The organism is Sphingobacterium sp. UDSM-2020 (assembly GCF_016132525.1).
GTDB classification, from domain to species: domain Bacteria; phylum Bacteroidota; class Bacteroidia; order Sphingobacteriales; family Sphingobacteriaceae; genus Sphingobacterium; species Sphingobacterium anhuiense.
Genome location: NZ_CP066166.1, coordinates 5516814 through 5541589, shown reverse-complemented (window position 1 = coordinate 5541589; position 24776 = coordinate 5516814). Strand labels below are relative to the sequence as shown.

The following is a 24776-nucleotide window of genomic DNA, read 5'->3' as shown; positions in this document are numbered from 1 at the left end:
GTCGTCTATCCATTAAAAGTTAGCTTGTATACCGAACATAATGGTACGTGCCAGCGGAAAACGTCCATGATCTGTACCAGCTGTTAGTACACCCGACGGAGCTCCATTGTCACCATTACTTTGTCCAAGATCGGGTGTATAACCTTTATATTTTGTTACGGTAAACAGGTTGTCTGCAGCCAAAAATATACGACCGTTTTTCAATGTAGCTTTGCTCAGCCAGTGTGTAGGCAATGTGTAACCCAATTCGATGGTTTTAAGACGGAAGAAAGCACCACTCTCTATCCAACGGTCACTAACTCGACGCTTATTGTCATTAGGATCTTCTCTTGTATAGCGCGGAATATCGGTATCCGTATTTGTTGGGGTCCAGGAATCTAAGATGCGTGCCGAGTGGTTGTTTACCTCATTGGTTTGCTCCATACGGGCGCGCGTGTAATTATAGATCTTGTTGCCATACATGCCATCAAAGAAAAAAGCAAAATCAACTCCTTTAAAATCTAGGCCTCCTCGAATACCATACGCAAGCTTAGGGAAAGGACTGCCCATGTATTGGCGGTCATTATTATCAATGTGTCCATCTCCATTAAAATCGACAAATTTAATATCCCCTGCCATTGCATTGGGCTGGATTACTGTGCCGTTTGCGGTTTTGTAATTTTGTGCTTCGGTATCCGACTGGAAGAGTCCGTTGGTTTCTATCGCCCAAAATCCGCCAATAGGATAACCAACTTTTGCCCATGATACAGTACCTTCGCCCTGTGGGTTATAACCTTCAAATTCTTGTTTGCCACCCACTGTGACAGCTTTTACTTCATTTTTCACGGTAGATGCATTGATGCCGATGTTATAATTTACATCTCCAATAGCATCTTTAAACGTTGCCGAAAACTCAAAACCCTTGTTTCTGATTGTACCCGCATTCATGGTGGGTGTACCACTAAGTCCTGTAGAAGGTGGCTGATTAATTCCTAAAAGAATATTTTTTGTATCCCGGATATAATAGTCGGCACTGATGTTCAATTTGCTTTGCAAAAAGGCTAGATCTAAACCGATATTGCTGGTTTCAGTCTCTTCCCAGGTTAAATTCCGAGGCGATACCCAGCTGTTACCGGGGATAGCACCCTGCCACCACATACCACCCTGTATATAATTGATACCGTAGGTAGTTACATTTTGTGTTGTATAATCACCGATTTCCTGATTCCCCAATCGGCCATAACTCGCTCTCAGTTTGAAATCATTCACTGTATTTTTAGCGCTTTCAAAGAAACCTTCGTTCATGATATTCCAGCCAAGGGCAACAGAAGGAAATACGCCGTATCGCTGTCCGCTGGCAAATTTGGATGAACCATCTCGACGTACTGTGGCTGTGAACAGGTACCGGCTATCGTAGCTATACATTAATCGGCCAAATTGAGATATTAAAGCGGCTTCATTTAAATTTCCGGAGGTGGACTGTTCGGCTGGTGAACCTGCACCAATTACGTCAGTTCCTATCGGAATATCCTTTCGGCCAGCACCAAACCCCCGATTGGAGTTTTCCTGTGATGAATAACCCGCTAATGCGGAAATCGTATGCTTATCAAAAGTATTGTCATAGTGAATGGTATTTTCGATCAACCATTGATTGTTGAAGAAAGCGTTTTCATTGAGTGAAGATTGATTCTTGGCTGTACCATAGGTGTAAGCTTCATTCTTGTTGTAATTTCTTCCAGAAGTTCTATTGATCCCAACGTTTAACCTATATTTTAAGCCCTTTATAAACAGATCTGCTTCAGCATAACCATTAAGCATGATATCTGTTTGATAAACATGTTTATTGTATAGATTTAGATAGCCTACAGGATTTTCTAAATTTTTCATCCAGGGTGCATAGGTCGCATAACCACCCAGCGTATTTTCATCATAGATCGGTAGCAAAGGATTTTGGCGAAGGATATCAGTAATGGTCAAATCCGAATATTTCCGATCACCTGATTTTAATAGAAACGTATTTCCGATGCGGAGGTGATCATTAAAAAAATTAAATGTATTCTTTGAACGAACATTGAATGCTTTGTAACCCGTTGTTTTTAGGATCCCTTCTTGATTCAGGTAGCCCGCAGATACACTATATGTCGATCGTTCGCCACCTCCAGAAATATCGACATTGATCTTATTAATAGGAGCAGTGTCAAATACCTCATCCTGCCAGTCGGTATTGGCATTGAAACTTTCAGCTTGTGTTGGGAGATATTTATTTTCTTTTTGAAATTTTTTCCATTGTGGTCCATCCATCAGGTCCATTTTTTTTGGAAGACTCTGTATACCTGTGTAGGCGTTTATTCCAAGTGTAGCAGGTGAAGCTCTTTTTCCACCTTTAGTTGTGATTATTACCACACCATTTGCAGCACGAGAACCGTAGATTGCAGCAGCAGAAGCATCTTTTAACACATCTAATGATGCAATATCGTTAGGGTCTACCAGGTTAATATCACTGAATACACCGTCTACGACATATAATGGTGTATTGTTTCCCATGGAGCTTAGACCGCGAATATTGATACTCATGCCCGCTCCAGGTGTGCCACCAGCATTGGAAACACTTACGCCGGCTATACGGCCCTGCAAAGCACCTGAAGCACTTTTTGCAAGGTTAGACTGTAAATCTTTACCCGTAACAGTGGCTACGGCTCCCGTTAGATCTCGTTTTTTTACCGTTCCGTAGCCGATAACGACTACTTCATCCAGTTGGCTGTCACTTACGAGGCTTAGATTGATAAACGAATTGTCTTTAATCGGTACTTCTGCACGCTGCATACCTACATAGGTAATGAGGAGAAGTTTTCCAGTAGGAACACTGATCGAAAAATTACCGTTTTGATCGGTCTTTGTGCCATCTGTGGTTCCTTTCACAACAATTGTTGCTCCGACAATTGGATTATTTTCTTTGTCTTTTACTGTTCCTTTAACTGGAATAGCCTGCTGTGCCCATGCAAATAGGCTAGAGCTGCAAAGTAGTGATAGTAATATGGTTTTTCTCATATTCTTGTTGATAATTAGTTGTTTGTCATGTTGGCGGATTTAAGGGTAAAATGATTTATCCTTAAGCTGCTAATTGGTTTATTAGTAATCAGTGGGGGCTAAACTACGGTAAAACACAATTGGTAAATTGTACAATAGATTCAAGTTGATTGAACTATTTATTCTTTGTTTATATAAATTGGGGAGAAAGGAGGAATAAATAACCGAATAGAACGGGTTTTGGTCTATTTATGCTTCATTTTTAAAACTATTCTTCTAAGAGTTTGAAAAGTATTAATGAGTTAATATTTAGTCGGTTATGTGCTTTTTGTCTTTTTGACTCTTGCACTCTACACTCAAATTATTTGAATTTTAAGCTCTTTGGTGGAAAGGCGCGGAAGGGGGGAGGCTATTTAATAGGGCTTATATCATAATAAACCCTATTTTGAATCAGGTATGCAATGGAATGTGGGAGATGATCGTTCGATGATCAGAACTATGTTTCTAGGTTGTTGTTAGATAATGAGCTGATGATTTTTACAGTTGTCCCTAAATTCTGCGGGTGTAACCCCTTTAGCTTTTTTAAAGACTCTATAAAAATAGGAAATGCTATTAAATCCGCAGAGATTCACAACGTCTGCGATGGATGTTTGTTCTTTTAGCTTTCGTGTGGCCAGATTAATTCGGAAATCGAGCAGGTAATCTGTGAAATTCATGTCCGTGTGGCATTTTATAAATCTAGCAAATGTAGACCGGCTCATATTAAGCGTATTGGCAGCTTCCGGTAGTCGAATCATGTGACTAACATTGTTAGAAATGTAATTCTGTAGTCTTTGTAGGAGTATTTCATTTGGGGTCATACCCATTTTTGTGGAACTAGAAAGTTCTCTGAGGTCTTCTCCTTTGGATAATTCATATAGCAGGATAAAGAGTTTCATTACCGCGTAAAAGCCATCTTTTTCCATGGTCAAAATGCGTAGTAAGGGAAGCACCTTCTCAATAGTTGCGGTGCCAAAGTGAACTCCTTTGGATGCCCTGTTAAATAATTCCTGTATGCTTTGAAATTGCTTTTTGTCTAAGATCTGTTCAACCAGCGAGGGGTGAAATTGTAAGGTGATTTCGTGAATGTCTGTTGATGTGCATTCCCCATCCTTCCATGCGTGTTTTAATTCCGGATTGGCAATAAGAACTAAATCTTTGTGACCGATGGTTTCAATGGAATCTCCAATGATCCGTTGTGCTCCAGATGCTCCTTCTACATAATTCAGTTCATACTCCGGATGTATATGTACAGGAAAGGTAAAAGATGATTTTCTGCGGTCGAATACTACGAAACAATCCTGCTCTGATAAAGGTGATTTTTCTCTATAGATATCTGACATCATAATGCTTAAAATATTTGGTTTAATGGTTCGCTAATGTAATGATTTTTAAACTTAGAAATCATGTTGTGTCATGACAAATCAGCGAATTATATGCAAACCAAAAGCTACTGTTGTACGTTATTAAAGAAACAAATGATCATTTATGAAACCATTTAAAGTTGCACTCATCGTTGGAAGTTTAAGAAAGGAATCTTTCAATAAAAAGATAGGAAGAGCTATTGGCCAATTTAAAATAGCCAGTATGCAGTTTGATGACATTGAAATTGGAGAATTGCCATTGTACAATGAGGATTTAGAAAAAGACGTACCTGTAGCCTGGCAAAATTTTAGAGAAATAATCAACCCTTATGACGCGGTATTATTTATCACTCCCGAATACAATCGATCGGTTCCTGCAGTACTTAAGAATGCACTGGATGTAGGTTCACGACCATACGGAAAGAGTGTGTGGGATGGTAAGCCTGCGGCCATTATAAGCTGTACCCCGGGAGGATTAGGTGCATTCGGTGCCAATCATCATCTTCGCCAATCCTTGGTATTCTTAAATATGCCCACTTTACAACAACCGGAAGCGTATATCAGCCATGCCGCAAAGTTGTTTGATGCCAGTGGAGAACTTATAGATACTTCTACACATGATTTTCTAACCTCCTTTGTTGAGAAATTTGAAATGTGGATCGAAAGAAATGTTCAAGTGAAAAAGTCATAAAGCAAAAAATCCTCTTTACAAAAGTAAAGAGGATTTTAAGTACGCCCATCAGGATTCGAACCTGAGACCGTCGGTTTAGAAAACCGATGCTCTATCCAGCTGAGCTATGAGCGCGTTTCCCTTTCGGTGATGCAAAAGTACTTAAATGATCTATATTTCCAAAACTTATGTACTTTTTTTTTACTCAAAAACATTAAGTCATTGCATTTCAAGCTGATTAATTTTTCTGTCCAAATACAAAAAAATGTCGATTGGTGGCATCTGAGCTTATTTACTTTCTTTTGAAAGCTATTTTGACTTGATTTTTTTTAGTTTTATTGTGATCTAATTTAAATATGCGCGTAACATTGCCATCGTAGTTCTTTCGCTATTCAAATCTATTCTTCTAGTCGCAGAGCTTCGTAGGGTAATTTTGTTATTTTGATAAATCTCTCTTTATACCTGCTATAATCATCTTTATTACATGTTAAATGATTGTTTTGTTCCAAAAGCTTTTGATGTAAATCGTACTGATGTCATACATTGGATTATCTTTTAAATAATTATAAATATAGGATACTGTTTTAGAATCACCAAGTATGTAAGCAATGGTATTTGTTTTATGTTCAGGAAAATTAAGGGAAATCAATTCAATAATTTTCTGCGGATTTAATGATTCAATTATGTGCGTTTCTAAAGGAAAACTATGATCGAGATCTGGAAAAATATCTTCTTGATGTTCTGCAAAAATAAAACTACTTACTTGTTTACTTACCGATAAGGCTCTGTTTATTTCATATAGATGAGATAAAGCAATAATATCCCCAATTAAAAAGTAGTGGTCTGCTGTGTCATTCATACTTATTTCACTGGACGGTTCTTTGAAAAATATGGTATCGCCTTCCTGTACGGTTTGAACCCATTGTGCCCCCTTGCCATTGGAAAAGGTATTAATGGCAAAGTCTGCAACATGATAGACCGGTTCATAATTCCAGAATGAATATCTTCGCACTTCGCTCAGTGGATTGTAATAAGGATTGGATAAAAATATATCAATAGAAAAACCCGGAATATAGTGGATGCGCGAAAAATCCATACTCTGAATTTTGATATGATACGTATGCTCAGCTATTTTATTCTTCTGAAGAATAATTCCTGAAAATATTTCGAAGGTACGGGCCTGGTTGCTCATTGTCTTTGTATTAGTGATACAAAGTTGGTCAATAGCATATATTAAAACATTGACCTGAGTCAAAAAAAGAAGATCAGATTTTTGATTTTAGTCTACTTAGCGTCTCCTGGGAAATATTGAGATAGGAAGCGACAAGCTTATTCGACAATCTTCGGACAATAATCGGATTTTCGTCTAAGAGCTGCCGATATTTTTCCAAAGCGTCCTGCATTAGAAAAGACATTAACCTTTTGGTATTGGTTACGTAAGCAATTTCAAGATATATGCGGTAAAATTTTTCCCATAGGGGTATGATATCCAGAAGATGATAAAAGCTTTTATGTGTGATGTAATATACTTCCGAATCTTCAACAGCCTGAATAAATTCTTCTGAAGGTTCGGAAGTAATAAAACTTACTAATGCTGTTGCAAACTGATTCTCAAAAGCAAAATATCGGGTGGAGTCGGTTCCTTCTTCATTGATAAAGAAAATGCGCAGACATCCCTGTGTAACAAAAAATGTCCGTTGACTGGATTGTCCATTTGTTAGTACGAGTTCATTCTTTTTGAGCTTCATCGGCTTAAAATGGGACAAAATGATCTCTAGATCTTTATCCGTTAAGGATATTTTACTTTTAATATATGAAGCTAATAGTTCTTGCATGTATTTGAAATCAGTGATAGACAAATTTACCAATAAAAGCTCGATCGTAGCGCTGTTTATTTGTCGTGTTGTATCTTTAAAGATATGCGCTTTCAGATTCACCAGACTTCCAATAGCTGCAGCTGTATATCATCTGTGGATCCCACTCTAGGTCAGTTTTAAAATAGTTTCTTAATTCTTTGACAGTAGCATATTCAGCGGCTAAATACACATAATTACGCAGGTCTGCCTTTGCGAATTTAAAAGTCTTTACTGTAGTCGCTAATTTGCTTCCTTTTTCAGGATGCGGGTTGTATAACCAGTCAATATCTACATTTGCCGAAGATGGAATATTTATTCGATCTTCTTTAGCAGATACCTCCAAAATAACCTTAACATCAATCCCGGTTTTTAATTTTTCTAAAATTGCACTGATTACGGGCAATGCTGTTGCGTCACCTATAAGTAGATAGGAATCGGCTTCGGGCACTAAGGGTTTCATACTTTCTTTCATACCGATACCTAAAGCATCGCCCGGCTTAGCTTTTAATGCCCATGCAGATGCAGGTCCATTATCTCCGTGGGAGACAAAATCAATGGTCAGTTCCTTTTTCTTCAGATCAATTTTGCGATTGGTGTATGTTCTTATTGATGCCAGCAATTCAGGTCTTGTTTCTGATTCTTTTTCAGGGAAATAAATGACATTTCTATCGGCAGGCGGTATGAAAATTTTATTATTAGATTCGGACTTTATATGCGTTAAAAGTACCGCTTGTTCATTACTGATTCCAAACACCACACGAATCATATGTGGTGTCAGGAATTCTTTGCGTTTAACGGTAAATACGAAACGTATTTTTCTCATTATGGTATTGTTTAATGCTGATTTTTTGATGTATTAAAAGACTTTATAATTCATTCGCTACTAACTGCAATTTTCGGTATTCGATAATATCGGCGATGGATAATATCGTTAGATGATGATCTAGAGCAAAGGCGATCATCTGTGGCAGACGCGACATGGTTCCATCATCTTCCATTAGTTCACATAATACGGACATTGGTTTTAGACCAGCAAGCTTCATGAGGTCGATACTGCCTTCAGTGTGACCATTTCTTCCTAAGACACCATAATCGTGAGCACGCAATGGGAAGATATGCCCCGGTCGAACCAAATCTCCAGGTTGCGCATTTTCAGCACATGCCGCTTTAATAGCGGCAATTCTATCAGATGCCGAAAGACCAGTTGTTGCACCTTCGCGAGCATCAATCGAAACGGTAAAAGGAGTCTGAAAGAGACTGGAATTGGCATTGACCATATAAGGTAAATCGAGTTCATCAGCCTTTTCATTTGTAAGACACAGACAGACAACTCCGCTACAGTGTCTTATCATCTGCACCATATCCTGAATGTCCATATTTTCTGCCGAGAAAATAAGATCACCTTCATTTTCTCTATCTTCATCGTCTAAGAGGATAACGCCTTTACCAGATTTTAGTTCCTCTAAAGCATTCTCAACTCTTTCGTTGGCATCTTTACCAAACATTTTTAATGTATTTTCCATTGTTATACTTATTTTTTATTGATCATTAATGTTATCATCGAGAGGATGCAACTTATTCCTTCAAAAAGATAGACAGTCTGGTAATCGAACCAGCAGCTATTAACCCGGATAGAGGACTAGCTATATTTTTACGTGAGCGGCTACTTTAATCATAAGGAAGAGCAGTGCAATTTATAACCGTTGTAATGATCAGTCCATTTTCTAATGTTACACTCATAATTTTCTGTTTTAATTATTATTTACAGTGCAAAGCTGCAAGTATTGCACACCTTAACCTTTGACTTAAGTCAAAAAAGGAAAAATTATTGTTTAATCATCAGCTGATGCGGAAAGGAGTTATAGGGATAACGGCTCCATTAACATATATGCTTTTAATATTGGGGTATCACTTTACTGTGTTATGATAAACCTTCTGATGAGACAGGAAAACTATTTATGGAAGCTTATGGCACTGCGCATTTATTTATGCTACAGGGTAAAATATTCTGTTTACAATGATTAAAATCAGCGGGTGATTTTAAGCGAGGAGGGTATAGCTAACGAATACTGTAATGGGTGATGAAATTAATAGAAATATTAACTAATTCAGCGTTCCGTAGAATACCCTGACCTTTTTTATTTTTGCATTTTCGATCTGAAAGTATTCGGCATTTTCAAACTTATTTTCATCATCAGTCGTGCAGGTATAAATGACAAAAATACTGTTTTTGTCTTCCAGGAAGGTATCGATGTGATATGCAGTTGCTTCTTTATGAAATGGCCAGCACTTTCGGAAATAGTCTTCTTTAGTAAGCATTGGATCGTGAGGACTACTGAATTGAAAATCTTCATTCAGCAGGCTTTGTAGCCTATTCCGGTCACCTATTTCATAGCAATTAAAATAAGCTAAAATGAGATCTTTATTAGTCATATTTTAAGATTTAATTGATTGAATTACATTTTTTAACTGATGTACATGTCGCTGTGTATGATAGGTATTGAACCAAGCCCACTCCAAAACTGTAAATGGACCATATTCCGGGATGGCAAAATCGATACAGGTATCTGAAAGATTTTTCTCCTTAATTATGGTTTCGATCTGGGCAATGCGATCACGAAGATTTTGTAGTAAACGCTGTTTGTCGAGTCGTTTTTCAGAAGGCAATATCGCTTGAGGAGATTTCATGCGTATTGTAAAGTCCGTAAATGTATCTTTAATGGTTGTTACCTTTTCATCTGGTTTCCGATGAGTCGATTCGGTACGCCCGTTCATGACTTCTGCTGAAGCATAAGACTTCAATATATGATCGCCGATTTGTCCAGGCGACCAATCGTCAGCTTTATGTTTCGTATTCAGTTCATTTTCATCTAAAGAATCAAGTAGCGAGATGAAATCTTCTGTAATTTGTTGAAATGCTTTATTTAGTTCCATAACCTAAATTTAAGAATAATAAATGAATCAAAATATATGATAGGAACAACATGAACAGTTTTATAAATTAATGATTTCATCTATTAATCTACTGTTAATGAGGTGAAAGTAGTGGCGAAACACCAGTGTAGGAAACCTTTAAATCTTCGTTTAAGATATTACATATCATCTTTGATTTACGTGTGGCTCAATCCAGTTGTTTCTAGTTTTTAATGAATTCATAGGACCTTTGGATTTTTCTTTCAGACTGCCAGCGTTAATCTGGTTCAATATGTATTAAAATGTTTCCCAGTTGGGGCATTTTTTTTTGCAGATAGTCCTGAAGCCTATGCGCTAATTGATGGCCCTCTTTTACTGAGATATCACCACTTACAATTGCATGTAAATCAACCAGATGTTTTGTGCCTAATTTACGAACAAAGCATTTTTCTGTACCCAAGATACCATCTACCTTTACGGCGTTGATACGTATCTCAGCGATTATATCATCGTAAAGGTTTTCATCCATGATCTCTCCCAAGGCAGGACGAAAGATAAGATAGCAGTTGTAAAGTATAAATCCCGAAGCAAATAGCGCTGCAAAGTCATCGGCACTCTCATAGCCCTTTCCTAAAATCAAAGCGATTGATATGCCGATAAAGGCTGCTACCGAAGTGATCGCATCACTTCGGTGGTGCCATGCGTCGGCTCGTAATGAAGAGCTTCCAGTTTCTTTACTTTTTTTAATGACAACCCTAAAAGAAACTTCCTTCCAGATAATGATCGCCAATAGCACGAATAAAGTCCATGGTTTGGGCAACTCATGAGGGGTGCGAATATTTTGAATGCTTTCGTAAGCAATGATTGTCGCTGAAATAATTAAAAAGCCCACTACTGCAAATGTTACAAGTGGTTCAATGCGCCCATGTCCGTAAGGATGGTTCTCATCTGCCGGCCTCTTTGCATATTTTAATCCAAGTAAAACCAAAAAAGAGGAAAATATATCTGCTGTAGATTCTATTGCATCTGCAATAAGCGCGTATGAATTTCCAAAATAACCAGCTAACCATTTTAAGAGAGCGAGTAAAAAATTTCCAATTATACTAAAGTAGGTTGCTTTTATAGCCGTTTGTTCATTTGACATTTTATTGTTTTTTTAAGCGTCAATTTAATGAGAATATAGAAATGTTTCCCCAATAACCTCGAATTTGCATGATCAGCAAAGGTTATTAAAGAAATCCAGACCGTTACCAAATGCTGTTTTAACTAACAACAAATGAATACAGATAAAGGATAAAAAAAATGAAAATAATTAAGAAATTTTTGGAGGTTGCCAAATATGGCTGGTATAAGTATTTAAGTAATACTGATCAGGGTAAAATAACAGCTTTTTCTCAAAGAATATGCTTGATGTCATTAATGGTACTTCCGATGACACGGTAGAAGAAATTGCTGTGATGTTTAAAAAATTGACATGTTTCACAAAAGGAAGTTTTTCATCTGTATCCCGGTCATTATCTTTTACAGGAATATTATAATGATCATTTAAGAATTGTACAAACGTCAGTTTACTGTTGTTATTTTTATGTTCTATACAATGAGAAATTAATACAGGAATTTTCAACAATTGAATCAGTTCAGTTGTTGAAAACAAATAAATTGATAATATCAATAAGATTGAAAAATTTTTCACTGAGACAAATGTAGCAACTTTTTACTTATTATGAAGTGAATAGTGCGCTTGGCAACAATTTCACAATTGCTCATAATTATGGTAATAACCGTACTCTAAACTATAGTTTGGAACTTTATCTCTAATTTTTCTTATACAGTAGCTTGATAGAGAATAAATGATTTATATTCCTGCGCAATCAAGTTGCGTAGCTACTGCGATTCGACTTGGTTTATTTTGATCTTAAATATTTTATTATTTTGATTTTCAGTTTTTTATATTGTTAATTTTTATTGCGCAGTTAAGCTGCAGTAGGTAGATCTCATCTTTGTCATGTAGTACAAAGGAATGTTCCTTTGTGGAAAATAAAATTGAAAATGGATCATCATTATTTATGCGGAATCATTCAAGAGATTGAAATTAAGGAAAATATAAAGATACTTTATGCATGTGAGTCAGGAAGTCGTGCATGGGGTTTTCCATCTTTAGACAGTGACTACGATATTCGGTTTATCTATCAAAGACGAAAGAACGATTATCTATCAGTATTTTCTATAGAAGAGGATATTAAGTACCCAATTGTTGGTGATCTTGATATTTATGGTTGGGATATTCGCAAAGTACTGAAGCTACTTTACAAAAGTAACTGTACATTATATGAATGGTTGCAATCCCCAATTTGTTATGGAGATTATAGTTTTTTTAAAAATGATTTTATAACACTACTGGATTATGCACCTAACTTGCGTGCGCATATGCACCATTATTTAGGTTTATGTCATAGGAAAATGGAAGGGCTTGATCAGTCAAACATCTTGCTGAAAGAATTTCTTTACATTGCTAGAAGTCTTTTATCAGCTCTATGGATTGAAACAAACAGATCTTATGCGCCAATGGAAATGAAAGATTTAATGCAATTGCTTCCATCCGATCTTATTAAAAGTCTGGAGTCGATTATTATGATAAAAGCATCAGTTAGAGAAGATTTTATATTCTCTCCGGATGAGAAGCTGTGTATCTATATGAAAAATACATTCAAAAAACTTAAAGATACTGTTATGACAATACCTGCTTTAAAAATGTCAGTAGAACCGGTCAATAGTTATTTTATAGACTTAATTCGTAAAGAAGATGATGACAATTAAAGATCTGCATGATCAAAATCTGATTCTGTTTAAAGCAATAACAGGAAGCAGGGCTTACGGTTTAGATACAGCGGCATCTGATACAGATATTAAAGGCGTGTTTTACTTACCAAAAAATATGTTCTATGGTTTAAGCTATATCGCTCAAATTAATAACGATAGTCATGATGAGGTATATTATGAATTAGGCAGATTTGTCGAATTACTCAGTAAAAATAATCCGGGAGCAATGGAACTACTGGCTAGTGCTTCAGCATCCATATTGATAAACCATCCATTAATGGCAAATTTTCAATTTAAAAAACTCCTTAATATGGGATTGATAGATAGTTTTGTTCAATATGCGATGCAGCAGGTGAAAAAAGCCAAAGGCTTGAACAAAAAGATCAATAATCCACATGTAGGAGCGCGGAAAAGTTTATTAGATTTTGCTTACATAATGAGTAGCGGAAAAAGTTATCCTGTAGAATCATGGTTACAGGATCATAAGTTAAAGTCTCACTTTTGCGGATTGATTAAATTGAATCATTGTAAAAATGTGTTTGCATTATATTATGATAAGAATGAGCAAGGATTATATCGCGGTATAATGGCAAAAGCAGATAGCCATGAAGTTACCTTGAGTTCCATTGCGAAAGGAGAGGAGACCCTAGCATTGCTCTTTGTTAATCATGAAGCCTATTCTTCATATTGTAAAGATTTTAAGGCATACAAGGAGTGGGAAAAGAAGCGTAATGTTATGCGTTATGCTGGAACTGTCGCACATGGACAAGGATATGATGCTAAAAATATGATGCATACTATACGTCTGATGGAGGTTGCGCGAGATCTGTTATTAAAGGGAGAACTCATTCTTAAGCGGCCTAATCGTGAAGCACTGCTCGAAATAAAATCAGGCAGATGGACATATGACGAATTATGTAGAAAGGTGGAAGTGATACAATGTGAAATTGATGAAATGTATTTCGAGAGTTCATTCCCTAAATCAGTGGATACCACTTATTTAGAAAAAAGTCTTCTTCAAATACGCGAATCGTTATATCAATAGATACTGAATATGATCGTTCGTATAGAAATATAATTGTCTTAAATATTTTTTATGTTTAAGACAATTATACAGAAAGTCAAAAGCATTTTTCAATTATTTCGCAGCCTTGTCTAACGTCCAAATGAATTTAATTTCAGATTTGGATACGGAAAATGCTTAAATTTTAAGTTCACCCATTGAATACAGCAGATCTACCTTTCCAGTATCTTTCTGATCGTATCACGCTCTTTTTCCGAAAGCGCAATAGCATTTTCAAAAAGTGGTACTATATCCTGTTTACGGTCTGTTTGCAAGAGCAAGTCCAGAAGACCGAGATAAGTGCGTATGAGGTCAGCTTTGATGCCAACAAAGGCACGTGGATCGGCAATATACAGTTCCTGAATCAGAGATAGTAAAATCCTTTTTCGGTTTACATCGATATCCGACGAGCTGTAACGCGGCAGTAGGTTTTTCTTCTCCAGTTCTTCAAGTTTGACTGTGACGGCCTGCTCGCGAATATATTTTTTCTGTTTACGCTCCAGAAAATCACGTAATTCAGCCAGTAATTTACGATAAATAACCTGCTGTTCTTTTTCACTGAAGAGATTGCTTTCCGAAGAAATCGCGATATCAGCTTGCTCGAATTGATCAAAGAAGTCAGATTCTATATATACCGAGTGGTGGAAGTCGATCGCATTATTATTAAAACTACTGAGCAGTTTTGCTACTTCAGTTTTGTTGCTGTTTAAAAAATAGTAATAGTAACGGTCTCCGATCTGTTCTTTCCATCGGATATAGTTTACACGGAAGCTGTACGAGTTTTCCGCTATACTATAAAGAGTGAATATCGTACTGTCGGTCTCCTGTATCAGGTTATGATAATGAAGTGCAGTCCCATTGAGGAGGATGCGGTACCCCCAATCCCGGTTGAGAAGCAGATACCAACCAAATTCCTGCGCAAGAAAATCTGTAAATTCTTCAGACTCCAGTGTAGTAGCTGTTAGTCCAAAGATACCTTCCAGTTTGACAGTTGTACCAGTTCCCTCAGGTTTAGCCGCTGATTTGATATCCCCGATATCATACTGTTCTTTAGCGTCACGATCTATCCGTATGCTATAGGAAATCAGCTCATCATCTGTCTTAACAGTGGTATTCCAAGTTGCTCGTGTGGCAAAGAGTGAGAAAGAAAAACGGCCTTTTCCCTTTTTTCCACGCGTATAGGAGCTCCGTTTTAAGGTATTTTTCTTGAGTGAATCTAAAAAATTTCCAAATGAAAGGTTCAGTGTTTCCCTGGGAATTCCTTCTCCATTATCACGAATGCAGATACTTGTTATAAATCCGAGGGTATTACTTTCGATGTCGATAGAGACTTCTGTAGCCTTAGCATCAAATCCATTCCAGATATATTCTGCCATAACATGTTTGGCGTCTTTTGGTAAACCTGCCGATTCTATACTTGTATTGGTGATCTTGGTGTTATTCTTCATAATGGATTGATCTATTTAAAAGTACAATAATAATTGGGTAAATCATAGTTCTGTGTGACTGATGCTGATCATATATATGAAATAGCTAAAAATTACGCTATAGTTTCTGCAACATACCTGTAATGAAAGTAAACGGGTCATTCGATAGACAACGTCAAAAGATAATATTGCATATAAAATAATTTTATCTTAGTTTGTCCCTTAGTACTTAAAGAGTTTGCTGATGTCATTGATAAGAATACTAAATGAAAAAGACTTTTTTGAAAATGCTAAGATGGGCCATATCCTGAGACCCGCTAATTTTAGCATGATTTTTATCAGAAGTGGATCCATTCATTTGGAGATCAATAACCAATCTGTTTCTTATGTGGAGGATCACGTTTTACTGATATCCTCGCATAACAGCTATAAATTGAGCCATTATACCGATGACCTTAAAATATACATGCTGATCTATAATCGGGAGACTATCAGGGAAAAGATTCATTTTAACTTTAGCCGGTACGATGTGTACCGGATCATCAATGCGGAGAAAAATCAAAATATCTTCAATCCAGATAAAGTGATTTTTGACCAGTTAACCGGTTTGGTGGAACTTATGATTTATCAGACTGATATGGAGAATAGACAATCTTTCTTTCACGAACAGATCATCCTCTCCATATTTTCCACCATAACCTATAAATTGATGGATTCATTAGAAATCCAGCTTCAATTTGACCGAAAACGAAATGCACGAAAAGAGGAAATCACCTTGCAGTTTCTTGAATTGGCTACAGATTATTATAAAACGGAAAAGGAGTTAGATTTTTATGCCAAAAAACTCAATATCTCGATCAAGTATCTATCGATTTGTGTCAAGGAAATTACCGATATAGCACCTTCCGTATTCATTGCTACAGCCTTACTCAATGAGGCTAAAACTTTACTGTTCAGTTCAAAGGATACCATTACTAGGATTGCCGAGGAATTAAACTTCTCAGATCAGTATGCTTTTGGTAAATTTTTTAAAAAGCATACGGGATTAAGTCCCAAAAATTACCGGAATAAACACGAGGTTACCTTGTTTTGATACTATTTGGACTTCTTTTGCCCCGCTTTCAACCTTTTTGTTAGGGTTGTTTTTTACGACTTTTGTGCTGTGAAATTCTAAAATGTATCGCACACAATGAAAATAAAACCATTCAGTTATCTGTTTTTGGTAATCGGATTGCTTTTTTCAGACTCCTTACTATTTGCTCAGGAAGCTACTCAAAAAAAGCTCAGCGTTGAAGAACTCTTTTCTTTGGTTCTGGAAAACAATCCAACTTTATCAGTTTCCAAAGCAGGTATAAAAATAGCAAAACAGAACGTAGAGGTCGCTAAAAATTTACAGCTTCCTGATCTTAATCTAAGCGCCAGCGCCCTTTATATCGGTGACGGTGTCCTACTTGATAAAGATTTTTCCAATTCGACGACGGTCAAGATGCCACATTTTGGCAATAACTATGCCTTGGAAGCGACTCAGTTAATCTGGAAGGGTGGTATGGTCAAACATACTATTGAAGCCAAATCGCTACAAGAAGATCTCGCAACCCTGAATTATCAGTTTAACGAGCAGAATATCAAGTTGCTAGCCTTGGGCTACTATTTGGACTTGTATAAGTTGCAAAATCAGGCTTCCGTATACCGTAAAAATATTCAATTGGCCGAGCAACGGTTACAGAATATCAGCCGGTTTTATAAAGAAGGTATGGTCACTCGAAATGATGTGATCCGTGGTGAACTGCAGATCTCTAATCTAAACCTGGCTTTACAGGTGATCGAGAATAATGTGCAGATCTTGAATAAACAGCTCTTGGTTGCCTTGGGTCTTCCTGAAGGAATACAGCTCCTGGCAGATGAAAAGCTATTGCAAACCAATTTGGAAGCATCTCCTTTAGCGTTCTATCAAAACGACATTGATCAGCACCCCTCAGTTCTCATGAGTAAAAAGGGGGTTGAACTATCCGAAACGGCAACGAAGATAACAAAGACCGAACGTATGCCCACTTTAGCCGCTTTTGCAGGTAATAAATTGCAAAGACCAATTACGACGACATCGCCCGCCCTGGATATGTACTCAAATGGTTGGAATGTAGGTTTGTCATTAAGCTATGATATCAGTTCGCTCTATAAATCTTCGAAAAAGATACAGGCTAACAGATATGCATTAGAGAAAGCTAAAGCCCAGGAAAATGAAACAGAAAAAATGATCGAAGTTGCGGTTAATGCCGCCTACATAAAATATAATGAAACACGTAGCCAGAACTCAACATTGGCAAAAAATAAAGATCTAACAGAGGAGAATTACAGAATCATGGAAAGTAAATACAATAACCAGCTGGCCATTCTGCTTGATATGATCGATGCAAGCAATGCGAAGTTGGATGCTGAACTGCAGTACACCAACTCGGAAATCAATATTGTGTTTGCGTATTACAAATTATTGAAAGAAAGCGGGAAAATGTAAGAACTGGAAGCTAACTCCATCGAAGTAGATAAAAAATATGTCACAAAATCAAGATCAGAATCAAGGAACAGATTCGGTAGAAAATACAGGTGTTAAATCAAGTAAAGTAAAACAGAGAATGCCTAAAAAAAAGAACAGAGGAACGATCGTCAGCATGTTGGTGCTATTATTGGTATTGGCAGGACTCTATTGGGTGATCCACGCCTATTTCAATATCGGTAATAACCGTTTTACCAATGCGGCACAGGTCGAATCGTATATTAACCCGATCAATACCCGGGTATCGGCCTATATCAAAGATATTCGTTTTATCGAGCATCAGTACGTAAAAAAGGGAGATACTTTGCTTATATTGGATGATAGTGAGATTCAGACTCAACTGGGGCAGGCGGAAGCAGCCTATTTGTCGGCACTTGCATCTAAGCATGTTACGGCTAATTCGGTCAGAACGGCAACTAATAATATCGGTACAGCACAATCCAACAGCGATGCCGCTCAGGCTAACATTGCTTCGGCAAAAGCAAGATTGTGGAATGCGGAACAGAATTTTAACCGTTATAAAAATCTTTTGAAAGACGAGGCGGTAACCCGTCAACAGTTCGACCAGGTGAAAACGGAATATGAAGCGAGCAGTGCTGCTCTGGAGGCGGTATCTTCGCAATATGAGGCGATTGCGAATTCCCGGAGTACTTCTGTGCTCACGGTGACTGAGGTACAGTCCCGATTAGGAATGAACGATGCAGAGATCAAACGTGCTGAAAATGCATTAAATATGGCTAAGCTCAATCTTTCATATACCGTAATCACAGCGCCTCATGATGGTATCATGGGAAGAAGGACGATCAATATTGGACAGCTGTTGAGTCCAAGTCAGCAGGTAGCCACTATCGTAGACAGTAATAACATTTGGATCACGGCCAATTATCGTGAAAAGCAGATGGAAAATGTTATGATCGGAGCTTTAGCGACCATTCAGGTAGACGCTTTGGGGGGAAAGGAGTTTGTTGGGAAAATCACGGCGATCTCAGGCGCGACAGGCGCGCGGTATGCGGCAGTACCTTTGGATAACTCCACCGGTAATTTTGTAAAGGTACAGCAAAGAATACCTGTAAGAATAGAATTTACTTCGGAAAATAAAACCGAGGACTTAAAACTGTTGCGTGCAGGAATGAATGTGGAGGTTACTTTAAGATAATGTATAATAAAGGATTGTTTGCAGCTTGGGTGCCCAAACCGCTCATGTTATTGCTCATTTTTATTTTTCTGATCCCGGTACTCAGTATCAATAGCGTTTACAGCAATAGTATTAACGATATCTCAGGGGCGCTTGCGACCTATACGGAATATATGGCGATGGCAAGTAATGCTACTACAATCGGAATGGGAGTAGCTATTATCTTTAGTCTGCGGGTGAAAATGCGTTTCCGCTCAAAGGAAATCATTGTGTTCTGTTCGATAGTTCTTGCTCTGTTATCGTACTGTATTGGTACGACTGACAATCCTTTGGTCGTTATTATTGCAGGTTTCTTTATTGGTTTTTTTAAAACTTTTCCTTTTATAGAGCTTTTATTGGTCATGATGGTCATCCTGACGCCTACTGGAGATCGCGGCAAATTCTACGCGATGTTTTATCCGCTTTCGATCTGTCTGTCTCAGTTATCAGCTTACCTCATGGCCGACGTCGTGTTTGACGGAAACTGGCAGGCACCTTATTTTCTGATGTCTGCTGTTATGCTGGTGATTGCGGCGCTTTCATTGATCTTTCAGCACAATCAACGGTTCTCCTTTCGGATGCCCTTATCACAGATTGATTGGCTTTCTTTAGGTTTACTTGCTATTGCAGCCTTGAGTTTGGATTTTGCACTTACCTTTATGAAGCAACAGGGATGGTTTAATTCTCCTTATATAATAGTGTCTATTCTGCTATGTCTACTACTTATAGCAATCGTAATTTCTAGGCAAAAGGGGGCAAAACGTAAATTAGTCAAATTTGAACTGTTCACCGCAAGAGTCAACATCTGGTACAGTATGTTGCTGCTGTTGCTGCTGGGGATATATCTGGCAACTTCTACTTTGCTTTCGCAATATACAGTAGGAGCACTCGGCTACAATAATCTCTTAAATTCGGAGCTGAATCTATGGATGATTCCTGGAATCATATTGGCAGGTATATATGGGTATATCAGTTTTAAGCATAAATGGTTACTGAAGTATTTTATTGCTTCTGGATTTCTGGTGTTCTTTATTTATAGCCTAATGATGTATCTGCTCATACAGCCACAGATGAATATGGAATATCTTTATTTTCCGATGTTCTTAAAGGGGCTAGGGATGGGAATACTCTATATTGGAATCTGGTTTTATGCCGGTTCTGGTCTGAATATGGATGAGCTTCTCGGTATTGTAGGGGTTTTGATCATAGTCAGAACATTTGTAGCAACAGCACTTGGCGCCGCTATTTTAAATTGGGCTTCCTATCAAGGGCAATGGCAGAGTCTGTATGACAGTGCACTGTATATGGATATCGGTGATTTTTCTAATGGGATAGCGATGTATCCGGCCTCGCTGCTCAATGCCATGCTGGCGGCTTTGAAGATCGTCTTCGGTGTATTGTGCTGGATCAGTATTCCGGTGCTTCTATTGGTACTGTTGCATCACTTTGGCAGATTCAATCAAAGACGATTGGTGCTGTTTCGCAAAATAGTACGGGGAAACAAGGTGCGTGGATATTATTTCAGCCGCCGTTAGTCTTAAGAAGATCGGTTGTACGAGAAACCTATGTCAAAGCAAAGTGTCTGTCTCTTTTGCACAATTCTGTTTAAAAGAATTTGCTGGTGTATTATTTCGCTATATTTGATGAATGAAATTTAATCAAATTACGATTATAGATGATTGTGGCATTCAAGAATCTATTGTACAAAAGATAGCCGAATTGTCGAAGTCGTCCATCATCATATTTAATAATACACCCGTTTCTAAAGAGGAAATTATTCAAAGAATTGGTGATAGTGATTGTATTCTTCTAAGTTGGAAGACAATTATTTCTGCTGAAATTTTAGAAGCTTGTCCGTCCTTGAAATTTATTGGACTTTGTTGCAGTTTGTATGATGAGAGTGCTGCAAATGTTGATATAGCAGCCGCGCGAAAACTAGGAATAACGGTTAAAGGTGTAAGAGATTACGGAGATGAAGGAGCTGCCGAATTTATCTTTGCTCAATTGATCTATTTATTTCAGGGATTAGGAAAATACCAATGGAAAGCTGACTCAACCGAATTGAAGGGGAAAAGTATAGGTATTATAGGTTTGGGAACCCTCGGGAGTATGGTCGCAACAATGGCTGGACATTTTGGAATGAAAGTGTTTTATTATAACAGAAATAGAAAAACAGAAGCCGAACAAAAAGGAATTACTTATTTACCGCTGCATGAGCTTCTTGCTATTTGTGATGTTGTTACGACCCATCTTCCTAAAAATACAATTCTTCTTGGAGAGTCCGAGTTTAGTATCAAGAAAAAGAATTCAATATTGATCAATACATCATTAGGATTGACCTTTGATAAAGTAGCTTTTAGTCAATGGTTGCTTACTGATGAATCTTCTTATGCAATTTTTGATGCAGATGGAATGGCTCCATATGCTGACGAATTGTCTAAAAAGAACCGGGTTATCAGTTCTGATAAATTTGCGGGTTTTACAGCTGAGGCGAAAATAAGGTTATCTGAAAAAGTATTGGAAAACCTGTTGGCTTATTAATAACTTAGTAAAACAATTCTCTTGTAAAAACTATTTCCGTAAAAAAACAGATCATTATTAAATTTCAATCCATGCACGCAAAGTTTATTGATCTTATCACCAAGCATGTTATCCTTTCCGATCAGGAAAAAGAATTATGCCGGCGTTTTATGGAACCTGTTTTTTATCCTAAAAATCAGATCATCGAAGAGCAAGGGAAGGTTCCGGCTTATCTATATTTTGTGGTATCAGGCTTTGTACGTTTGTTTCATTATAATGAAAAGGGTGATGAAGTGACGACTCATATCAACTGTCCTCCTGGGTTTATCACGTCCTATATAAATTTTAGCAATCAGACGCGATCAGACGAAAATCTTGAATGCATCACCGAATGCGAGCTTTTGCGTATTACCAGATCTGATCTGGATCTTTTAATACAACAGACACCATCATTCAAAGACTTTAGCATCTATGTGTTTCAGCAATCGTTATCGTACAATGAAAAAAGATCCAGGGAGTTGGCGACACTAATGGCAGAGCAACGGTATTTAAAACTAATGAACGAACAACCAGAAATACTTCATCACGTTCCGATTCAATATATCGCTTCTTTTTTAGGAATGAATCCTAAAAGTTTGAGCCGAATCCGTAAAAAGATCATTAAGTAACATTTGTGAAGTGGTTTAAAATGAATAAGGCAGAACTTTGCTTTATCATTTAAAATCAATGAACATGAAAACTAAAGATTTGGTATTGGTATCCGGAGCAAACGGGCATTTGGGAAACAACTTAGTAAGATTATTAATAAATAAAGGTTTTCGCGTTAGAGCGTCCGTCCGTAATATTAGAAATCTAGATTACTTCAACGATCTGGATTGTGAAGTCGTGCAGGCAGATATTACAGACAAGCAATCATTTAAAAACGCATTGCAAGGTGTTGATACTTTCTATGCCGTGGGGGCCGCATTTAAACTATGGGCTAAAGATCCACAGAAAGATATCTACGATGTAAATTTGCAGGGGACCCGCAATACCATCGAAGCTGCTGCAGACGCAGGTGTTTCGAAAATTGTGTATGTAAGTTCCATAGCTGCTTTGAACTATACACATACGCCAACAAAAGAAAGTAACGGTTACAATCCCGACCGGAGAGATGCCTATTACAACTCTAAAAATGACGGCGAAAAGCTTGCTTTCAAGCTGGCAAAGGAGTTAGGAATTGAGTTGGTTTCCGTTATGCCTGGAGCGATGATAGGCAGCGAAGCCCTATTTCCGCTGAATGTATCCTATGCTGTATTGACGTTAATCTTAAAAAAACGGATTCCTGTAGATACCCATATCGCACTCAATTGGGTCGATGTAAAAGATGTCGCCGAAGGTTGTTATCTGGCTGCAGAGAAAGGTAGGTCTGGAGAACGGTATATCCTCACTAATGAAAGATGCATGAGCATTACCGAAACGACAAAACTTGCACAAAAGCTCTATCCCGAACTTAACCTGCGTATTCCCGTTTCTGTCCCGAAGTTCATACTATATGGTATTGCCGGATTGATGCAGTTTGCAGCAAAGCTAAGTGGAAGACCTCCCTTAATTACAACTAAAGAAATCGCCATGTTCTCTGGATTGCAGCAAGATTTTGATATTTCCAAAGCAAGAAATGAATTAGGATTTAATCCCAAAAGTAGCCAACAGGCAGTTAAAGAAGCATTAGCTTATCTTATGGAACACAAGGAAATGCTTTAGCAATCTTTTATTTTAATCGTGTCCTATGGGATACTTATCCGTCTAAGTCTACAGACATAATAAATACCGAGACATAAATTGGCTATTATAAAGACAGTATCCCTTAAATTAAATAATTATATTTGATTATAATACCAATCACCCACTTTATGAAATTAAAATTACTTCTCACTCTCTTAACAGCTACGTGCTTTATAAATCAATTGGCAGCACAAGATCTACCATCTAAAACAGTATGGGAGGGCAAAATAGAAAATATCCGTATATTTCTAAGGATATCGAAAGATAGCTTAAAAAATCAGTACGTTGCCGTTTTTGATAGCCCAGATCAAGGTGCTATGGGATTGAAGGTTTCTGAGTTAAAGGTCACAAATGACAGTGTGACTGCTTTTTCAGCTCAAATAGGCGGAGGTTTCTATGGTGCATTTAAATCAGGTAGAACTGAATTGGTTGGCGAGTGGAAGCAAGGAGGCGCACTACCATTGGTTTTAAAAAGAGTTGAAAAGGAAGTTGAGATTAAGCGGCCACAGATGCCCAAGGCTCCTTTCCCTTACAAGGAAGAAAAAGTTATTTATTACAATACCGATAAATCAATTCAATACGGTGCTACTCTGACTTTACCTGATACGAATAAGCAAGTACCCGCTGTAATTTTAATTACAGGATCTGGGCAGCAAGATCGCGATGAAACTTTGTTTGGACATAAACCTTTTTGGGTCATTGCTGATTATCTGAGTAGAAATGGTATTGCTGTATTACGTGTTGATGATCGCGGTGTTGGAGAAACGACAGGTGAGGTGATGGATGCGACATCATGGGATTTTGCGGGAGACGTGCTGGTCGGTATGGAATACTTGAAGGCACATCAGGGGATTGATAGCAAAAAAATAGGCCTTATAGGACATAGCGAAGGTGGTATTATTGGCCCTATGGCAGCTGTGCAGTCTAAAGATGTAGCCTTCATCGTTAGTTTGGCAGGAGTAGGTATTAAAGGCCGGGAATTAATGGCGATGCAGTTAAAGAATAATTATGAACAGCTCGGATTAAATACGGAAGAGGTTAGTAGATTTGACAGTCTGTTGAATATGTTATTTGATCTTTCGGCGACTTATTCAGACAATGAGGAACTCAAGCCAATATTTGCAAAGAAAATGAAAGAATGGCTCAATAGCCAGCCTGAGCCATTCCTGGCTAAGCTTGGTTATACAGGACCGCAGGCTTATAATAATATTGATGAATTTGCAGCAAGATTCTTTCTGCCTTGGATGCGCTCTTTTTTGAAATATGATCCAGCAACCACTTTAACAAAAATTAAGATACCTGTCTTAGCTTTGAACGGAGAAAAAGATGTACAGGTATCGGCTCAGGAAAACCTTTCTGGTTTTAAAACGTTGCTTACCAAAGCAGGAAATAAAAATTTTAAAGTGATTGCGATGCCCGGATTGAATCACCTGTTTCAGCATGCAAAAACAGGTCAAGTGAGTGAATATGTTACTATTGAAGAAACGATTTCTCCTGAGGTGTTAAATATCATGAAGAATTGGATAAAGAGTTTGTAAGTAGGTTGTTATAGACAACTGATCAGTTTCTTATGGAAAAATACAAAAGGAATGGCTAAAAGCCCCCTTGT

General features: G+C 37.6%; 22 protein-coding genes and 1 tRNA gene. 11 read left to right on the top strand and 12 right to left on the bottom strand.

All coding sequences use genetic code 11. From position 1 onward, the window contains the following. Nucleotides 1–12: 12 nt before the first annotated feature. Nucleotides 13–3027, bottom strand: a complete 3015-nt coding sequence (locus tag JAZ75_RS23430; RefSeq protein WP_208698938.1) for a SusC/RagA family TonB-linked outer membrane protein — start codon at nucleotides 3025–3027, stop codon at nucleotides 13–15. 494 nt (nucleotides 3028–3521) lie between these two features. Then, entirely contained in the window at nucleotides 3522–4391 is an 870-nt protein-coding gene (locus JAZ75_RS23425; protein ID WP_132845586.1) for an AraC family transcriptional regulator, read from the bottom strand. Nucleotides 4392–4533: 142 nt separating this feature from the next. On the opposite strand from JAZ75_RS23425, the gene JAZ75_RS23420 reads away from it, so the two are divergent. After that, the gene (locus JAZ75_RS23420) at nucleotides 4534–5100 is read left to right on the top strand and encodes an NADPH-dependent FMN reductase (protein WP_208698936.1); all 567 of its coding nucleotides are present in this window, start codon (nucleotides 4534–4536) and stop codon (nucleotides 5098–5100) included. Between the two features lie 40 nt (nucleotides 5101–5140). Here the strand turns inward: JAZ75_RS23420 and JAZ75_RS23415 are convergent. The 9 genes from JAZ75_RS23415 to JAZ75_RS23375 form a co-directional block, all read right to left on the bottom strand. Next, nucleotides 5141–5214 (bottom strand) — tRNA-Arg (locus tag JAZ75_RS23415). Nucleotides 5215–5566: 352 nt separating this feature from the next. Beyond that, nucleotides 5567–6271 (bottom strand): hypothetical protein, encoded by a 705-nt coding sequence (locus JAZ75_RS23410; protein ID WP_208698934.1) that lies wholly within the window; start codon nucleotides 6269–6271, stop codon nucleotides 5567–5569. Between the two features lie 73 nt (nucleotides 6272–6344). After that, on the bottom strand, nucleotides 6345–6914 hold the full coding sequence (locus JAZ75_RS23405; RefSeq protein WP_132771120.1) for a Crp/Fnr family transcriptional regulator: 570 nt from the start codon (nucleotides 6912–6914) through the stop codon (nucleotides 6345–6347). A gap of 76 nt (nucleotides 6915–6990) precedes the next feature. Next, nucleotides 6991–7758: a siderophore-interacting protein gene (locus JAZ75_RS23400; protein WP_208698932.1), complete on the bottom strand. Its 768-nt coding sequence runs from the start codon at nucleotides 7756–7758 to the stop codon at nucleotides 6991–6993. A gap of 43 nt (nucleotides 7759–7801) precedes the next feature. Continuing rightward, on the bottom strand, nucleotides 7802–8458 hold the full coding sequence (ribB, locus tag JAZ75_RS23395; protein ID WP_208698929.1) for a 3,4-dihydroxy-2-butanone-4-phosphate synthase: 657 nt from the start codon (nucleotides 8456–8458) through the stop codon (nucleotides 7802–7804). A 580-nt stretch (nucleotides 8459–9038) separates the two neighbouring features. Then, nucleotides 9039–9368 (bottom strand): nuclear transport factor 2 family protein, encoded by a 330-nt coding sequence (locus JAZ75_RS23390; RefSeq protein WP_208698927.1) that lies wholly within the window; start codon nucleotides 9366–9368, stop codon nucleotides 9039–9041. A 3-nt stretch (nucleotides 9369–9371) separates the two neighbouring features. Further along, on the bottom strand, nucleotides 9372–9869 hold the full coding sequence (locus JAZ75_RS23385) for a DinB family protein (RefSeq protein WP_208698925.1): 498 nt from the start codon (nucleotides 9867–9869) through the stop codon (nucleotides 9372–9374). 256 nt (nucleotides 9870–10125) lie between these two features. Continuing rightward, nucleotides 10126–10992, bottom strand: coding sequence for a cation diffusion facilitator family transporter (locus JAZ75_RS23380; RefSeq protein WP_208698923.1), 867 nt, complete (start codon nucleotides 10990–10992; stop codon nucleotides 10126–10128). Between the two features lie 168 nt (nucleotides 10993–11160). Beyond that, nucleotides 11161–11541 carry a hypothetical protein gene (locus JAZ75_RS23375; RefSeq protein ID WP_021189467.1) on the bottom strand — a complete coding sequence of 127 codons (381 nt, stop codon included), beginning with the start codon at nucleotides 11539–11541 and terminating at the stop codon, nucleotides 11161–11163. 356 nt (nucleotides 11542–11897) lie between these two features. On the opposite strand from JAZ75_RS23375, the gene JAZ75_RS23370 reads away from it, so the two are divergent. Both JAZ75_RS23370 and JAZ75_RS23365 read left to right on the top strand, forming a co-directional pair. Next, nucleotides 11898–12665: a DNA polymerase beta superfamily protein gene (locus tag JAZ75_RS23370; protein ID WP_208698921.1), complete on the top strand. Its 768-nt coding sequence runs from the start codon at nucleotides 11898–11900 to the stop codon at nucleotides 12663–12665. Next, nucleotides 12652–13713, top strand: coding sequence for a DNA polymerase beta superfamily protein (locus tag JAZ75_RS23365; protein ID WP_232789306.1), 1062 nt, complete (start codon nucleotides 12652–12654; stop codon nucleotides 13711–13713). Before JAZ75_RS23370 ends, JAZ75_RS23365 begins: the two co-directional genes overlap by 14 nt. Nucleotides 13714–13904: 191 nt before the next feature. Here JAZ75_RS23365 and JAZ75_RS23360 read toward each other — a convergent pair whose 3' ends face one another. Then, nucleotides 13905–15179, bottom strand: coding sequence for an ATP-binding protein (locus JAZ75_RS23360; RefSeq protein WP_208698919.1), 1275 nt, complete (start codon nucleotides 15177–15179; stop codon nucleotides 13905–13907). A 223-nt stretch (nucleotides 15180–15402) separates the two neighbouring features. Between JAZ75_RS23360 and JAZ75_RS23355 the strand changes: the two genes are divergently transcribed. The 8 genes from JAZ75_RS23355 (at nucleotide 15403) to JAZ75_RS23320 (ending at nucleotide 24705) form a co-directional block, all read left to right on the top strand. Continuing rightward, the gene (locus tag JAZ75_RS23355) at nucleotides 15403–16251 is read left to right on the top strand and encodes a helix-turn-helix domain-containing protein (RefSeq protein WP_132771129.1); all 849 of its coding nucleotides are present in this window, start codon (nucleotides 15403–15405) and stop codon (nucleotides 16249–16251) included. A 96-nt stretch (nucleotides 16252–16347) separates the two neighbouring features. After that, nucleotides 16348–17670, top strand: a complete 1323-nt coding sequence (locus JAZ75_RS23350) for a TolC family protein (protein WP_208698917.1) — start codon at nucleotides 16348–16350, stop codon at nucleotides 17668–17670. 37 nt (nucleotides 17671–17707) lie between these two features. Beyond that, entirely contained in the window at nucleotides 17708–18865 is a 1158-nt protein-coding gene (locus JAZ75_RS23345) for an HlyD family secretion protein (protein ID WP_183914854.1), read from the top strand. Then, a complete protein-coding gene (locus JAZ75_RS23340) occupies nucleotides 18865–20418 on the top strand; it encodes a hypothetical protein (protein ID WP_208698914.1) in 1554 nt (517 codons plus the stop codon). The genes JAZ75_RS23345 and JAZ75_RS23340 overlap by 1 nt, the downstream gene beginning before the upstream one ends. Nucleotides 20419–20530: 112 nt before the next feature. Further along, nucleotides 20531–21424: an NAD(P)-dependent oxidoreductase gene (locus JAZ75_RS23335; protein ID WP_183914851.1), complete on the top strand. Its 894-nt coding sequence runs from the start codon at nucleotides 20531–20533 to the stop codon at nucleotides 21422–21424. A 71-nt stretch (nucleotides 21425–21495) separates the two neighbouring features. Then, nucleotides 21496–22071 carry a Crp/Fnr family transcriptional regulator gene (locus tag JAZ75_RS23330; RefSeq protein ID WP_208698912.1) on the top strand — a complete coding sequence of 192 codons (576 nt, stop codon included), beginning with the start codon at nucleotides 21496–21498 and terminating at the stop codon, nucleotides 22069–22071. A gap of 64 nt (nucleotides 22072–22135) precedes the next feature. Next, nucleotides 22136–23146 (top strand): NAD-dependent epimerase/dehydratase family protein, encoded by a 1011-nt coding sequence (locus JAZ75_RS23325; protein ID WP_208698910.1) that lies wholly within the window; start codon nucleotides 22136–22138, stop codon nucleotides 23144–23146. A 149-nt stretch (nucleotides 23147–23295) separates the two neighbouring features. After that, nucleotides 23296–24705 (top strand): alpha/beta hydrolase family protein, encoded by a 1410-nt coding sequence (locus tag JAZ75_RS23320; protein ID WP_208698908.1) that lies wholly within the window; start codon nucleotides 23296–23298, stop codon nucleotides 24703–24705. Nucleotides 24706–24776: the final 71 nt, after the last annotated feature.